Raw genomic sequence first — 14,478 nt, forward strand, 5'->3', positions numbered from 1 at the left:
GCGCCTCGCCACCCCGACGGACCCGGAGGGCCCCCCGCATGTCGGACAACCGCTACCACAAGGACCGGCTCGGCAACCGCCGCCTGCATCCCGAGACGCTGATGCTCGGCTACGGCTACGACCCTGCCCTCTCGGAGGGTGCCGTCAAGCCGCCGATCTTCCTCACCTCGACCTTCGTCTTCACCTCCGCCGAGCACGGCAAGGCCTTCTTCGACTACGTTTCGGGCCGGCGCGAACCGCCGAAGGGCGAGGCGGCGGGACTGGTCTATTCGCGCTTCAACCACCCCAACAGCGAGATCGTGGAGGATCGCCTCGCCGTGTTCGAGGAGGCCGAGAGCGCGCTCCTGTTCTCCTCGGGGATGTCGGCCATCGCCACCAGCATCCTGGCCCATGCGCGGCCGGGCGACGCGGTGCTGCATTCGCAGCCCCTCTACGGCGGCACCGAGACGCTGATCGCCAAGACGCTCGGGGGCCTCGGCATCGCCGCGCACGGCTTCGCGAACGGCACCGACCCAGCCTGCGTGCGGGAGGCCGCCGCGGCGGCCCGGGCGGCGGGCCGGGTCAGCGTGGTGATGGTCGAGACGCCCTCCAACCCCCTCAACACGCTGGTCGACCTCGCCCTGGTGCGGCGGGTCGCCGACGAGATCGGGGCCGCGCAGGGCGGCGAGCCGCCGGTCGTGATCTGCGACAACACGCTGCTCGGGCCGCTCTACCAGCAGCCCCTGCGCCACGGGGCGGACATCTCGGTCTACTCGCTCACCAAGTACGTGGGCGGCCATTCGGACCTGATCGCCGGGGCGGCCCTCGGCTCCGCCGCGCGGATGCGGCCGGTGCGGCTGCTGCGCTCGGCGATCGGCACCCAGCTCGACCCGCATTCCTGCTGGATGATCGGCCGCTCCCTGGAGACGCTGTCCCTGCGCATGAGCGCGGCCAACCGCAACGGCGAGCAGGTCGCGGCGATGCTCCACGCCCACCCGAAGGTGACGCGCCTGCACCACCTCGGCTACCTGTCGCCGGGCTCGCCCGAGGCCGCGGTCTGCGCGGCGCAGTGCGGGGCGCCGGGCTCGACCTTCTCGTTCGACGTGGCGGGGGGCGAGGCGGAGGCGTTCCGGGTCCTCAACGCGCTCCAGCTCTTCAAGCTGGCGGTGAGCCTGGGCGGCACCGAGTCGCTGGCGAGCCATCCGGCCTCCACCACCCATTCGGGCGTGCCCAAGGAGGTGCGCGACCGGCTCGGCGTCACCGACGCGACGATCCGGGTCTCGATCGGCATCGAGCACCCGGACGACCTCATCGCCGACCTGGAGGCCGCGCTCGCCACGCTGGACTGAGCGGCGCCGGCGGGCGTGCCGGGACAGGGGCGACGCGGGCGGACCTACGCCGGCTGCCGCCCGCGGATCTCCGCGGCCGCGCGCGAGGGCGGCGCGGGTGCGCGCCCGCGCCTCGATCGGCCTTCCGGACCGCCTCCACCCGGGCCCGGCCGTTCCATTCCCGGCGCGCCCCGTCCCACATCGCCGCGCCTCCCTGGACGGGCGCGTCCGGCCCGCATACGCAGAGATCCGCGCAGCGCGATGCTCCATATTCGATTAGACTTGGCGCATCTGCACCTGAACAATGCCATGGATCGTTTGATTTTCGACATCGGGGAGGTCCAGGGCTGCGCCAAGCAACTGGAAGATCCCCGGTCCACCGCCGAGCCGCGGGCCGAGGCCGGGAAGGCTGCCGGCCGGACGCGCGCGCGCGCCGCCGGCGCGGCCGCGCGCTACGGGATGCGGCCGGACGGGCTCGGCTGGACCCTGTGCGAGCACGGCAGCGGGCGCACCCTGGTCATGAACGGCGTCGTGCAGGCCGGGCTCGACCACGACGTGGCCCGCGTGATCGCGGAGTTCCTGAACGCGCACGGCGACCAGAGCGTCGTCCTGGCGCTGACGGCCTGACGCGCCCCGGAGCCTCGGCGAAACCCCGACGCGGATCCTGCCGCGGGGATCGGACCCGCGCCGCGCCCCCGAACCGGCGGCCTCGGCGCGCGCGGCTCAGGGCCCGCCGGCCACGCCGCGCCCCCCCCGGGAGAGGCGCCAGCGCAGGTCCTCGACCAGGCCGCGGACCCGGCCGAGGAGGGTGCGGTCGGCCGCGTCGTCGGCCGCGTCGATCGCGTCCAGGCGGTCGAAGGCCTCGGCCCGCGCCAGGAGTTCGGCGGCGACCGCGCGCGGATCGCGCACTTGCCAGCCGAAATGGAAGGAGTCCGCCGCCCCGTAGCGGGTGCCGAGCGGGAAGTAGTAGCGCCCTGCCGTCCCCGTGACAGCGTCGAGCAGCGCGAAGTTCGCGTGCAGCTTCCAGGTCCAGTTGAGGCCGAGCACCCGCCGCCCCGGCGCCGCGAAGATCGTGGTGTGGAAGGCCGAGCCGGTCGAGCCCATGACGACCCGGCGCGTCGAGACGAGGCGCACCTGCTCGACGAAGGGCAGCGTCTCGGGGGCGACGATCTCGACGCCCCGCCGGTCGAGCTCCTCGACGATCGCCTCCTCGTTGGCGATGCGGGCGATGCCGGCGGGCAGCCGCGTCTTGGTCAGGTAGACCGGGCGGTCCAGGGCCGGACCGTCCCGGAAGGGCCGGCCGATCTCGCGGCAGAGCGCGCCGTAGACCGCGTGCACGAAGGCCCGCTCCTCGAAGGCTGGCTCGGGCAGCAGCAGGCGCGGCAGGCGCACCGGCCGGTCGAAATGCACGAGGTCGCCGGGGCCGAGGCCGAGGCGCTCCAGGATCACGCGGGCATAGTCGGCGCCGTCGAGCGCGTGGGGCGGCGCCAGCAGGGCGAGGCGCGGCCGCGGCCCCTCCCAGGCGGCGAGGGGCCACAGATGCGCGAGCGTGTCGGTGACGAAGTGGCCGTAATGGGGGGCGAGCGCCGGGACGAAGAGGTAGAGCCCGTCCGGGGCCGGCTCGCCCACCGGCAGCGCGCCGGGAGCCGCCTCGCCGCCCTCGCCGCGCAGCCGCCGCCCCGCCGCGAACAGGCCCGCCGGGACCGGGCCGCCGGGCGGCACGAGGAGCACGTCCTCCAGCACGCGCGCGGCCGGCGGGGCCTCGACGAGGCGGCACGCCCCCCAGAGATCGCGGCAGCGCCGAAGCCTGTGTCCCGTGAAGCCCGTCATGCGCTCCCCATCGCATAGTTTCGGGAATGTCGCGAAGGGGCGAAAAGCCGGCGGGGGGACCCGTTTCCGCTTGCCCCGGCGGCGCGGCTCCTCAAGATGGGCCGGCCCGCCGCGTCGCGAGAGATACCCCTCCCCCCGATGACCGACCCCGTGGTCCACGGCGCCTCCTACAAGGAGGCCATCCTGTTCCTGGTGACGGCCGGCATCGTGGTGCCGTTGTTCCATCGCCTGCGGATCAGCCCGGTCCTCGGCTTCATCGGGGCGGGGGCGCTGCTCGGCCCCTCGGGGCTCGGGCGGCTCACCGGCAGCGCGCCCTGGCTCGCCGAGGTGACGATCGGCAACCGCAGCGAGATCGCGCACCTGGCCGACCTCGGCGTGATCTTCCTGATGTTCATGATCGGCGTGGAACTGTCCTGGGAGCGGCTGCGCATCCTGCGCCGGCTGGTCTTCGGCCTCGGCTCGCTGCAGGTCGCCCTGTCGAGCCTGGTGCTCGGGGCATTGCTGCTGCCGCTCGGCGTGAATCCGACCGCCGCGGGCCTGGTCGGGCTCTCCCTCGCCCTCTCCTCGACCGCCATCGTCCTGCCGGTGCTGGCCGACCAGAAGCGCCTCAACGCCCCGGCGGGCCGGGCGAGCTTCGCGGTGCTGCTGTTCCAGGACCTCGCAGTGGCCCCGGTCCTGTTCGCCATCGCGGTGCTCGGGCGCAAGGACGGGGACGCGATCGGCGGGCTCGCCCTGGCCCTCGGCCAGGCGGCGGTGGCGATCGCGCTCATCGTCGGGGCGGGGCGGCTCGGGCTGCGCCCGCTGTTCCAGCTCGTCGCCCGCACCCGCAGCCCCGAACTCTTCATGGCGGCCTGCCTGCTCGTCATCGTGGCGACGGCGCTCGTCGCGGCGGCGAGCGGGCTCTCGACCACGCTCGGCGCCTTCGTGGCCGGGCTGCTCCTCGCCGAGACCGAGTACCGCCGGGCGATCGAGGCGACCATCGACCCATTCAAGGGCCTGCTGCTCGGCGTGTTCTTCGTCTCGGTGGGCATGAACCTCGATCCGGCCCAGCTCCTCGACGCGCCGGCCGCGATCCTGGGCCTGTCGCTGGCCATGATCCTGATCAAGGGCGGGGTGATCCTGGCCGTCGCGCGGGCGCTGCGCCTGTCGCGGGCGGTGGCGGTCGAGACCGCCCTGCTGCTCGGGGCCGGGGGCGAGTTCGCGTTCGTGCTGATCGGCAGCGCGCTCTCGGCCGACCTCGTGCCCGAGGGTCTCGGGCAGGCGGCGCTCGTCGTCACCACCGTCACCATGGTGATGATCCCGCTCCTGGCGGCGCTCGCCCGCCGCCTCGGCCGCCAGATCGATCGCCGGGCCCTCGCGCAGGTCCCCGCGGAGCCGCCGCCGGAGCGGCAGCAGGGCCGGGTCATCGTGGCGGGCTACGGGCGGGTCGGCAGGCTGGTCGGCGAGATGCTGGCGCGCCACAAGGTGCCCTACCTCGCCCTCGACATGGACGCGGCCCGGGTCGCCGAGCAGCGCCGCCTGGGCAACCCGGTCTATTTCGGCGATTCCGCCAATCCCGAATTGCTGCGCCGCTGCGGCATCGCCGGCGCCCGCGCCCTCGTCGTCACCCTGGACGCGCCGCGCTCGGTGGAGGCGGTGGTGGCGGCGGCCCGGGCCGAGCGCCCCGACCTCACCATCGTGGCGCGCGCCCGCGACGCGCGCCACGCCACCGCCCTCTACGAGCTCGGGGTCGACGACGCGGTGCCGGAGACGATCGAGGCCTCGCTGCAGCTCTCCGAGGCCGTGCTGGTCGATGTCGGAGTGCCGATGGGCCTCGTCATCGCCTCGATCCACGAGCGCCGCGACGAGTTCCGCGCCCTGCTGCGCCGCAGCGAGGCGCCGCCGCCGGAATTCCAGGCCCGGCGCACGGTCGGCAAGGCGCGCTGACGGGCGATGACGCGGTTCAGCCCCGAGCAGGAGGCGGCCCTGCGGGCGGTGTCCGCCTGGCTGAAGGCGGGCGAGCCCCGGGTCTTCCGCCTGTTCGGCTTCGCCGGCACCGGCAAGACCACGCTGGCGCGGCGGGTCGCCGAGGATGTCGAGGGCGGGGTCCTGTTCGCGGCCTACACGGGCAAGGCCGCCTCGGTGATGCGCCAGCGCGGCTGCCACGACGCCGCGACCATCCACAGCCTGATCTACCGCGCCCGCGAGGGCGAGGAGGGCGGCCCGGCCTTCACCCTCAACCGCACCGGCCCGGTGTCGAAGGCGGCCCTCGTGGTCATCGACGAGTGCTCGATGGTCGATGCCGATCTCGGCAACGACCTCCTGTCCTTCGGCAAGCCGGTGCTGGTGCTGGGCGACCCGGCGCAGCTGCCCCCGGTCAAGGGCGGCGGCTTCTTCACGGAGGCCGAGCCCGACGTGATGCTGACCGAGATCCACCGGCAGGCGGCGGACGACCCGATCATCCGGCTGGCCATGGCGGTGCGGGAGGGCGGGCAGCTGGAGACCGGGCGCTACGGGGCGAGCGCGGTGGTGAACCGGCGGGGCATCACCCCGGAGGCGGTGCTCGCCGCCGACCAGGTGCTGGTCGGGCTCAACCGGACCCGGCGGCTCTACAACGGCCGCATCCGCGACCTGATGGGCCAGACCGACCCGATGCCGGCCGTGGGCGAGAAGCTGGTCTGCCTGCGCAACGACCGCACCAAGGGCCTGCTCAACGGCTCGACCTGGACCGTGCAGGCGCTGCGCGCCGCGCCCCGGCCCGACCTCGTGCGGCTCGACGTGGTGCCGGAGGACGACCCCGCCCTGCGCCGCCGGCCGCAGGACATCCGGGTGCTGCGCGCGGTGATCGAGGGCAGCGAGGAGCCGATCCCCGCCATCCTGAAGCGCGAGAGCGACGAGTTCACCTACGGCTACGCGCTCACCGTGCACAAGGCGCAGGGATCGCAATGGGACCGGGTGGTGCTGTTCGACGAATCCTACGCCTTCCGGGAGCATGCCCGGCGCTGGCTCTACACCGGCCTGACCCGGGCCGCCCAGGCGATCACGGTCGTGGTCTGATCGCTCGGAGGCTCGGCCTCGTCGCGGACCGCGCGAGGGCGGCCGGGGACATCCCGCCTCGGCGAGGTGGACGAACGCCTCCCCAACCCCCACCTACGCTTCGGACGAGCCGCACGGGAGAGGTCCTTGGGCAGCGACGAGGCGGGGGCATTGCCCCGCATGCATGCGACGACGATCCTGATGGTCCGCAAGGGCGGGCGCGTCGTCATCGGGGGCGACGGGCAGGTCAGCCTCGGCCAGACCATCGTGAAGGGCAATGCCCGCAAGGTGCGCCGCCTCGCCAAGGGCGCGGTGATCGGCGGCTTCGCGGGCGCGACCGCCGACGCCTTCACGCTGTTCGAGCGGCTGGAGGCCAAGCTGGAGCAGTATCCGGGGCAGCTCACCCGCGCCTGCGTCGAACTCACCAAGGATTGGCGCACCGACCGCTACCTGCGGCGGCTCGAAGCCATGATGCTGGTGGCCGACCGCGAGGTCGGGCTGCTGCTCTCCGGCTCCGGCGACGTGCTGGAGCCCGAGGGCGGCGTGATGGCGATCGGCTCGGGCGGCAATTACGCCCTCGCCGCCGCCCGCGCCCTCGAGGACCAGGACCTCGACGCCGAGGCGATCGTGCGCCGCTCGCTGGCGATCGCGGCCGAGATCTGCGTCTACACCAACGGCAACCTCGTGATCGAGAGCCTGGAGGCGGCCTGAGCCGCACGCCACCCCGTCACGACACGCGACGGCGGCCCCGACCGCCGCATCTCCGGACCCGCCATGACGACCTTCTCCCCCCGCGAAATCGTCTCCGAACTCGACCGCTACATCGTCGGCCAGGCCGACGCGAAGCGCGCGGTCGCGATCGCGCTGCGCAACCGCTGGCGCCGCCAGCAGCTCCACGGCCCCCTGCGCGAGGAGGTGGCGCCCAAGAACATCCTGATGATCGGCCCGACCGGCTGCGGCAAGACCGAGATCTCGCGCCGCCTCGCCCGTCTGGCCAACGCGCCCTTCCTCAAGGTGGAGGCCACCAAGTTCACCGAGGTCGGCTATGTCGGCCGCGACGTCGAGCAGATCGTGCGCGACCTCGTGGAGGTCGGGATCGGCCTCAAGCGCGACGAGAAGCGCCGCTCGGTCCAGGCCAGGGCGGAGGCGGCCGCGGAGGCGCGCATTCTCGACGCGCTCGTCGGGCCGACCGCGGGCCAGGCCACCCGCGACAGCTTCCGGCGCCGCCTGCGCGCGGGCGAACTCGACGACAAGGAGGTCGAGATCGAGCTCGCCAGCGCCGCGCCGAGCGGCCTGCCGATGTTCGAGATCCCGGGCGTGCCCGGCGCCGCCATGGGGGCGATCAACCTCGGCGACATGCTCGGCAAGGCGCTCGGCGGCCAGAAGGGCAAGCCGCGGCGCGTCACCGTGCGGGACGCCCACGCGCCCCTGATGGCCGAGGAATCCGACAAGCTCCTCGACCAGGACGCGATCGTCCAGGAGGCGGTCCGCGAGGTCGAGGACAACGGCATCGTGTTCCTCGACGAGGTCGACAAGATCTGCGCCCGCGAGGGCCGCGGCGGGGCGGACGTCTCCCGCGAGGGGGTCCAGCGCGACCTGCTGCCGCTGATCGAGGGGACGACGGTCGCGACCAAGCACGGGCCGGTCAAGACCGACCACATCCTGTTCATCGCGAGCGGGGCCTTCCACGTCTCGAAACCCTCCGACCTGCTGCCGGAGCTGCAGGGGCGGCTGCCGATCCGGGTGGAGCTCGCGCCGCTCACGGTCGACGATTTCCGGCGCATCCTGACCGAGACCGAGGCGAGCCTGCTCAAGCAGGCGGTGGCGCTGATGGCCACGGAGGGCGTCGCCGTCACCTTCACGGAGGACGCGGTCGACGCCCTCGCCCGGGTGGCCGTGGAGGTGAATTCCTCCGTCGAGAACATCGGCGCGCGCCGGCTGCAGACGGTGCTGGAGCGGGTGCTCGACGAGATCTCGTTCACGGCGCCCGACCGCGCGGGCGAGAGCGTGACGATCGACGCGGCCTATGTGCGGGAGCGGGTCGAGAGCCTCGCCCAGAACGCGGATCTGAGCCGGTTCATCCTGTGAACCGGGATCCGATCACGGCGGATCCCGGATCACGCGCCCGCGCGGCGCCTGAGCGAGGCCCGGATCCGCCGGCCCGAAGGGATCGGGGATGAGGCGGCAGGGGGCGGCCCCGGGCCGCCCCTCAGCGCAGCTTCAGCGTCGCGAGGCCGAGCAGCGCCAGCACCACGGCGATGATCCAGAACCGGATCACCACCTGCGGCTCCTTCCAGCCCTTCTGCTCGAAATGGTGGTGGATCGGCGCCATCCGGAAGACGCGCTTGCCGGTGAGCTTGAAGGAGGCGACCTGGATGATCACCGAGGCGATCTCCAGCACGAACAGGCCGCCCACCACCGCCAGCACGATCTCGTGCTTGGTCGCCACCGCGACGGTGCCCAGCAATCCGCCCAGCGCCAGCGAGCCGGTGTCGCCCATGAAGATCTGGGCCGGCGGCGCGTTGAACCACAGGAAGCCGAGCCCCGCCCCGATCAGCGCCCCGCACACCACCGCGAGTTCGCCCGTGCCCGGGACATAGTTCACCTGCAGGTAGGAGGCGTAGATCACGTTGCCGACCAGGTAGGCGATGATCCCGAAGGTCGCCGCCGCGATCATCACCGGCACGATCGCCAGCCCGTCGAGCCCGTCCGTGATGTTCACGGCATTGCCGGCGCCCACGATCACGAAGCTCGCGAAGAAGATCCAGAACAGGCCGAGGTTGACGATCGCGTCCTTGAAGACCGGGAAGGCGAGCCGGTAGGCGAGCCCCGGCGCCGAGTACTCCGCCACCGCCACGCAGGCCGCCACCGCGATCAGCGCCTCCAGGCCGAGCCGGAACTTGCCCGAGAAGCCCTTGTGGCTCTGCTTCGTCACCTTGAGATAGTCGTCGTAGAAGCCGATCGCCCCGAAGCCGAGCGTCACCACGACGGTGATCCAGACGTAGCTGTTGCGCGGGTTGGCCCACAGGAACACCGCGACCAGGAGCCCGGCCAGGATCATCAGCCCGCCCATGGTCGGCGTGCCGCGCTTGGTCAGCAGGTGGGTCTGGGGCCCGTCCTCGCGGATCGGCTGGCCCTTGCCCTGGCGCAGGCGCAGCAGCGAGATGATCCAGGGCCCGAACCAGAACACGAACAGGCCCGCCGTGAACAGCGCCCCGCCCGTCCGGAAGGTGATGTAGCGAAACACGTTGAACGGCGAGAAGACGCCGCTCAGTTCGGACAGGAGATACAGCATCCCGGGCTCATCCCGATATGGAGGTGAGCGCCGGCGGGGATGACGGCGCCGTTCGGTGGAGGCCGGCCGCGCCGGCGCCCGGAGGCTCGCGCGCGGCGGCTCAGGTCGGTCGCGCGGCGATGGCGTCCGCGCCGCCCCCGTAGCGGGCTTTCAGGGCCTCGACAATCCGGCCCATGCGGGTGCTGTTCGATCCCTTCACCATGACCGCGTCGCCAGGGCGGATCTCGGCCACGACCGCGTCGAGGAGATCGGCGGAACTCGCCGCCGCGACGCCCCGCGTGCCGGCCGGCAGCGCCTCGAACAGCTCCGCCATCAGCGGTCCGGCCACGAAGACGAGGTCGATCCCGTGCTCCGCCACGGCGGCGGCGAGGTCGCGGTGCAGGCGCGCCGCCTCCGCGCCGAGCTCCAGCATGTCGCCGAGCACGGCGATCCGGCGCGCCCGGCCCTGGACCTCGATCCCCGCGAGCGTCGCGAGCGCCGCCCGCACCGAGGCCGGGTTGGCGTTGTAGCTCTCGTCGACGAGCAGCGCCTCGCCGTCGCGCAGGCGCAGCAGCGTGCGCTCGCCGCGCCCGACCGGCGGGCGCAGCTGCGCCAGCGACAGGGCCGCGAGCGCGAGGTCGGCCCCGAGCGCGTGCACGGCCGCCATCACGGCGAGCGAGTTCAGGGCCGTGTGGCGGCCCGGCGTGCCGAGCTGGTAGGTGACCGGGATGCCCATCACCCGCGCGTCCACGATCGAGAGGTCGGGGCGCATCACCACGCGCTCGGCCCGCACATCCGCCCGCGGATGCTCGCCGAAGCTGACGATCCGGCCCGCCCGCGAGGCCAGCGCGTGGTCGCGCAGGCGCTCGAAATGCGGGTTGTCTCGGTTGATCACCGCGACCCCGCCGGGCTCCAGGCCGCAGAAGATCTCGCCCTTGGCGTCCGCGATGCCCGAGAGGGCGCGGAAATGCTCGATGTGGACCGGCTCGACCGTCGTCACGACGGCGACCTCGGGCCGGACCAGGCGGGTGAGCGGGGCGATCTCGCCCGCGTGGTTCATGCCGATCTCGAACACCCCGAAGGCGCTCGCCGCCGGCATGCGCCCGAGCGTCAGGGGCACGCCCCAATGGTTGTTGTAGGAGGCGACCGAGGCGTGGGTGGCGCCCTGCGCCGCCAGGACGTGGCGCAGGGCCTCCTTGGTGCCGGTCTTGCCGACCGAGCCCGTCACCGCGACGATGCGGGCGCGGCTGCGCGCCCGCGCCGCCGCCGCGAGCTTCCGCATGGCGGCGAGCACCGGATCCTCGCCCGCCTCCGGCACCGCGACGAGCGGGCCGGCGCCGGCGAGGTCCGCGGCGCGCGCCTGCGACACCACGGCGGCGCCCGCGCCGCGCGCGAGCGCGTCGCGGACGAAGTCGTGGCCGTCGCGCTGCTCGCCCCGGATGGCGAAGAACAGGTCGCCGACCTTCAGGGTGCGGGTGTCGATCGACAGGCCGGAGAGCGGCGCGTCGGGCGCGCCGTCGAGCGCGCGGCCGCCGGTGGCGGCCAGCACCGCGTCCAGGGTCCAGAGAGGCTCGGTCATGCACGCGTCTCCTCGATCGCGCTCAGCACCGCGTCGCGGTCCGAGAACGGAAGCGTGCGGTCGCCGATGATCTGGCCGGTTTCATGGCCCTTGCCGGCCACGACCAGCACGTCGCCCGGCGCGAGGTCGCGCACGGCGGCGCGGATCGCCTCGGCCCGGTCGCCGATCTCCTCCGCGCCCGGGGCGGCGGCCAGGATCTCGGCCCGGATTGCGGCCGGCTCCTCGCTGCGCGGATTGTCGTCCGTGACGATGACCCGGTCGGCGCCCGCGACCGCGATGCGCCCCATCATCGGGCGCTTGGCCCGGTCGCGGTCGCCGCCGCAGCCCATCACGCAGACGAGGCGCCCGGTCGCGAAGGGCCGCAGGGCCTGGAGCACGCCCGCCAGGGCCTCGGGCTTGTGGGCGTAGTCGACGACGCAGAGCGCCCCGCGATGGGTCGCCACCCGCTCGAGCCGCCCCGGCACGCCCGCGAGGTGGCCGAGCGCCCCGATCACCGCCTCCAGCCGGCCGCGCCCGGCCGGGGTGGCAAGGACGAGGGCCGCCGCCACCAGGGCGTTCTCGACCTGGTAGGAGCCGACCAGGGGCAGGTCCACCGTGAGCGCGCGCCCCTGCGCCGCGAGGGTGAGGCGCTGCGCGAAGCCCCGGGTCTCGACCGCGTCGAGGCGCAGGGTCTCGCCCGCGCGGCCCGTGGTGACGAGGGGCAGGGAGCGGGCGCGGATCGCCGCCACCGCGCGGTCCGCCATCGGCCCGTCCGCGTTGACGATCGCGGTCGCGCCCTCGGGCAGCAGGTCCTCGAACAGGCGCAGCTTGGCGGCGAGGTAGGCCTCGACCGTGCGATGGTAGTCGAGGTGGTCGTGGCCGAGATTGGTGAAGGCGGCGGCGGTCAGGCGCACGCCGTCGAGGCGGCGCTGCTCGATCCCGTGGGAGGAGGCCTCCATGGCGAGGTCGGTGATGCCGTCGCGGGCGAGCCGGTCGAGGGTCTCGTGCAGGGTGACCGGGTCGGGGGTCGTGAGCGCCCCGTAGGCGGCGCCCTCTCCGGTCACCACGCCGAGGGTGCCGAGGCTCGCCGAGCGGCGGCCGAGCCGCGCGAGGATCTGCCGGACGAAATCCGCGACCGAACTCTTGCCGCTGGTGCCGGTCACCGCGACGACCGTGGCGGGCTGGCCCGGATGCAGGCGCGCGGCCGCGAGCGCCAGGGCGCGGCGGGCATCGGGCACGGAGAGGTAGGCCACCGCCTGCGGCAGGTCGGCCGGCCGGGGCCCCTCCGCCACCATGGCGACGGCGCCGGCGGCCGCGGCCTGGGCGGCGAAGAGGCGCCCGTCCGCCCGGGTGCCCGGCACCGCCACGAAGACCGCGCCGGGCCCGACGCGCCGGCTGTCGGCCGTGAGGGCGGCGACCGGCAGCGCGGACGCGGCGCCCGCGGCCTCGGGGAAGAGCGCGCCGAGGGTCGTGGTCCCGCTCATCGCGCGCCGACCTGGTTGGCGTGGTAGGCGCCGAGCTTCACCATCAGCGGGAAGGGATTGGTCGGACCCTCGAATTTCGGCGGAAGCCCCAGGATCGGCGCCACGCGGGACAGGATCCGGCCCGTCACCACGCCGGAATTCCACGCCGCCGTGGCGTAGCCGCCCGATTCCGCCGCCACCGCCTGCGGCTCGTCCATGACCGTGACGAACAGGTACTTGGGCTTGTCCATCGGGGCGGCCGCCATGAAGGTGGTGAACAGCCGGTTCTTCACGTAATGGCCGCGGATCACCTTCTCGGCGGTGCCGGTCTTGCCGCCGACAAAGTAGTAGGGGTTGTCCGCCTTCTTGGCCGAGCCCTCGGTGGCGTTGAGGCGCATGATGAAGCGCATGGCCTCGCTGGTCTGCGGCGTCAAGACCTGGACGGCCTTCTCGCGGGCGGCGGCCTCGTCGCGGCGCAGGAAGGTCGGGGTGATCAGGAAGCCGCCGTTGGTGATCGCCGCGACCGCGGCGGCGGCCTGGAGCGGCGCCACCGCCAAGCCGTGGCCGAACGCGATGGTGATCGTGTTGATCTCGGTCCAGCGCGGCGGGACGATCGGCTCGGCGCTTTCCGGCAATTCCGTGCGCATGCGGTCGAGCAGGCCCATCTTCTTCAGGAAGGCCTTGTGGCCGGGCACGCCGACGCCGAGCGCCATCTTGGCCGAACCGATGTTGGAGGAGTGGGTGAACACCTCCGGCATGGTGATGACGCGGTTGGTGCCGTGGTACTCGTGGATCTTCTGGCGCCCCCAGGACAGCACGCCGCCGCGGGTGTCGAAGGTCGAGTTCACGGTGAACTTGCCGGATTCGAGCGCCATGGCGAGCGTCATGGCCTTGAAGGTCGAGCCCATCTCGTAGACGCCGACGTTCATCCGGTTGATGCGGTCGGGGTTGAGCGCGTCGGCGGGCTCGTTCGGGTCGAAATCGGGCAGGGAGGCCAGGGCCAGAACCTCGCCGGTATTCACGTCGAGGATCATCGCGGCCGCCGCCTTGGCCCGGTAATGCTCCATGCCCCAGGCCAGTTCGTCGCGCACGGCGTGCTGCGCGCGCAGGTCGATCGAGAGCTGGACCGGGGCGAGGTCGGCCGACTTCTCGATGAAGCCGAGGTTGTTGAGGTCCTTCAGGCCCGTCTTGTCGATGTACTTCTCCATCCCGGCGATGCCGACGTTGTCGAGGTTGGCGAAGCCGAGGACGTGGGCGGCCGCGACGCCGTTCGGGTAGACGCGCTTGTGGTCGGGCAGGAAGCCGATCCCCGGGATGCCGAGGCGGTGCACCTCCGCCTGCTGCTTGGGCGTCAGCTCGCGCTTGATCCAGACGAAGCCCGCGCCCTTGCGCTTGGGGGTGAGCTTGGCGCGCAGCTCCGCGGCGTTCAGGTCGGGCAGGACGGCGGTGAGCAGTTCGACCGCCTCGTCCTTGTCGACGATGTTGCCGGGCTCCGCGAAGGCCGACACCGTGCGGATGTCGGTGGCCAGGATCTCGCCGTTGCGGTCGACGATGTCGGGCCGGATCGCGGTCGCGGCGGCCGCGGCGACGCGCTGGGCTTGGCTCGACGGCTCCTCGGGGATCGCCGCCGTGAGGACGAGGCGCCCGATGATCACCGCGAAGACCCCGCCGAAGACGACGCCGACGAGGTTGACGCGCGCGCCGCTGCGCTCGACGGCGAAGCGGAACATCGCGCGCAGGATGGCGAGGAGGCGGGAGGGCCGCGGCGGGGCGGCCTCCGGGGCGGCCTCCGGGGCGGGATCGGGAGAGGCGTCGGACACGGGAGAACCTACCTCGTCGCCGTCGGGGTGCGGGTGGACGTGCGGGGGGCGTGGCGGAGGGAGAGGCGCCGGGCGGCTTGGTGCCGGGAGAATGGGCGGCGGTCGAGCCGGTGGTCCGCGGCTCGTCCCCGCCCCGGCCCGCGCCCGGGCGCTCCCTCGAGGTGGGCGTCGCGGTCGCGAGCAGGCCGAGGGATTCGAGCTTGCGGGCGAT

General features: G+C 73.4%; 11 protein-coding genes. 6 read left to right on the forward strand and 5 right to left on the reverse strand.

Annotated elements, in window-relative coordinates; translation table 11 throughout:
• Window positions 1–38 precede the first annotated feature (38 nt).
• Together QA634_RS01270 and QA634_RS01275 are read left to right on the forward strand one after the other, a co-directional pair.
• Window positions 39–1,328 (forward strand): cystathionine gamma-synthase family protein, encoded by a 1,290-nt coding sequence (locus QA634_RS01270; RefSeq protein ID WP_012330240.1) that lies wholly within the window; start codon window positions 39–41, stop codon window positions 1,326–1,328.
• Between the two features lie 288 nt (window positions 1,329–1,616).
• Window positions 1,617–1,934 carry a hypothetical protein gene (locus QA634_RS01275; protein ID WP_043700730.1) on the forward strand — a complete coding sequence of 106 codons (318 nt, stop codon included), beginning with the start codon at window positions 1,617–1,619 and terminating at the stop codon, window positions 1,932–1,934.
• Window positions 1,935–2,030: 96 nt separating this feature from the next.
• Here QA634_RS01275 and QA634_RS01280 read toward each other — a convergent pair whose 3' ends face one another.
• Window positions 2,031–3,137: a glycosyltransferase family 61 protein gene (locus tag QA634_RS01280; protein ID WP_012330242.1), complete on the reverse strand. Its 1,107-nt coding sequence runs from the start codon at window positions 3,135–3,137 to the stop codon at window positions 2,031–2,033.
• Window positions 3,138–3,275: 138 nt separating this feature from the next.
• Here QA634_RS01280 and QA634_RS01285 point away from each other — a divergent pair, with 138 nt between their 5' ends.
• The 4 genes from QA634_RS01285 to hslU all read left to right on the forward strand — a co-directional run bounded on the left by QA634_RS01285 (window position 3,276) and on the right by hslU (window position 8,240).
• Window positions 3,276–5,063, forward strand: a complete 1,788-nt coding sequence (locus QA634_RS01285) for a cation:proton antiporter domain-containing protein (RefSeq protein WP_283027182.1) — start codon at window positions 3,276–3,278, stop codon at window positions 5,061–5,063.
• Between the two features lie 6 nt (window positions 5,064–5,069).
• Window positions 5,070–6,173, forward strand: a complete 1,104-nt coding sequence (locus tag QA634_RS01290) for an ATP-dependent DNA helicase (protein WP_012330244.1) — start codon at window positions 5,070–5,072, stop codon at window positions 6,171–6,173.
• Between the two features lie 159 nt (window positions 6,174–6,332).
• The gene (hslV, locus tag QA634_RS01295) at window positions 6,333–6,863 is read left to right on the forward strand and encodes an ATP-dependent protease subunit HslV (protein WP_012330245.1); all 531 of its coding nucleotides are present in this window, start codon (window positions 6,333–6,335) and stop codon (window positions 6,861–6,863) included.
• A 63-nt stretch (window positions 6,864–6,926) separates the two neighbouring features.
• The gene (hslU, locus tag QA634_RS01300; protein WP_012330246.1) at window positions 6,927–8,240 is read left to right on the forward strand and encodes an ATP-dependent protease ATPase subunit HslU; all 1,314 of its coding nucleotides are present in this window, start codon (window positions 6,927–6,929) and stop codon (window positions 8,238–8,240) included.
• 121 nt (window positions 8,241–8,361) lie between these two features.
• Here the strand turns inward: hslU and mraY are convergent, their stop codons facing one another.
• The 4 genes from mraY to QA634_RS01320 form a co-directional block, all read right to left on the reverse strand.
• Window positions 8,362–9,447, reverse strand: a complete 1,086-nt coding sequence (gene mraY, locus QA634_RS01305; RefSeq protein WP_012330247.1) for a phospho-N-acetylmuramoyl-pentapeptide-transferase — start codon at window positions 9,445–9,447, stop codon at window positions 8,362–8,364.
• Between the two features lie 100 nt (window positions 9,448–9,547).
• Window positions 9,548–11,005, reverse strand: a complete 1,458-nt coding sequence (locus QA634_RS01310) for a UDP-N-acetylmuramoylalanyl-D-glutamyl-2,6-diaminopimelate--D-alanyl-D-alanine ligase (RefSeq protein ID WP_012330248.1) — start codon at window positions 11,003–11,005, stop codon at window positions 9,548–9,550.
• Complete coding sequence (locus tag QA634_RS01315) at window positions 11,002–12,468, reverse strand: UDP-N-acetylmuramoyl-L-alanyl-D-glutamate--2,6-diaminopimelate ligase (RefSeq protein WP_012330249.1); 1,467 nt, start codon at window positions 12,466–12,468, stop codon at window positions 11,002–11,004. The genes QA634_RS01310 and QA634_RS01315 overlap by 4 nt, the downstream gene beginning before the upstream one ends.
• Window positions 12,465–14,267: a peptidoglycan D,D-transpeptidase FtsI family protein gene (locus QA634_RS01320; RefSeq protein ID WP_012330250.1), complete on the reverse strand. Its 1,803-nt coding sequence runs from the start codon at window positions 14,265–14,267 to the stop codon at window positions 12,465–12,467. Before QA634_RS01320 ends, QA634_RS01315 begins: the two co-directional genes overlap by 4 nt.
• Window positions 14,268–14,478 lie beyond the last annotated feature (211 nt).

Origin of the sequence: Methylobacterium sp. CB376 (assembly GCF_029714205.1) — a bacterium.
GTDB lineage: Bacteria > Pseudomonadota > Alphaproteobacteria > Rhizobiales > Beijerinckiaceae > Methylobacterium.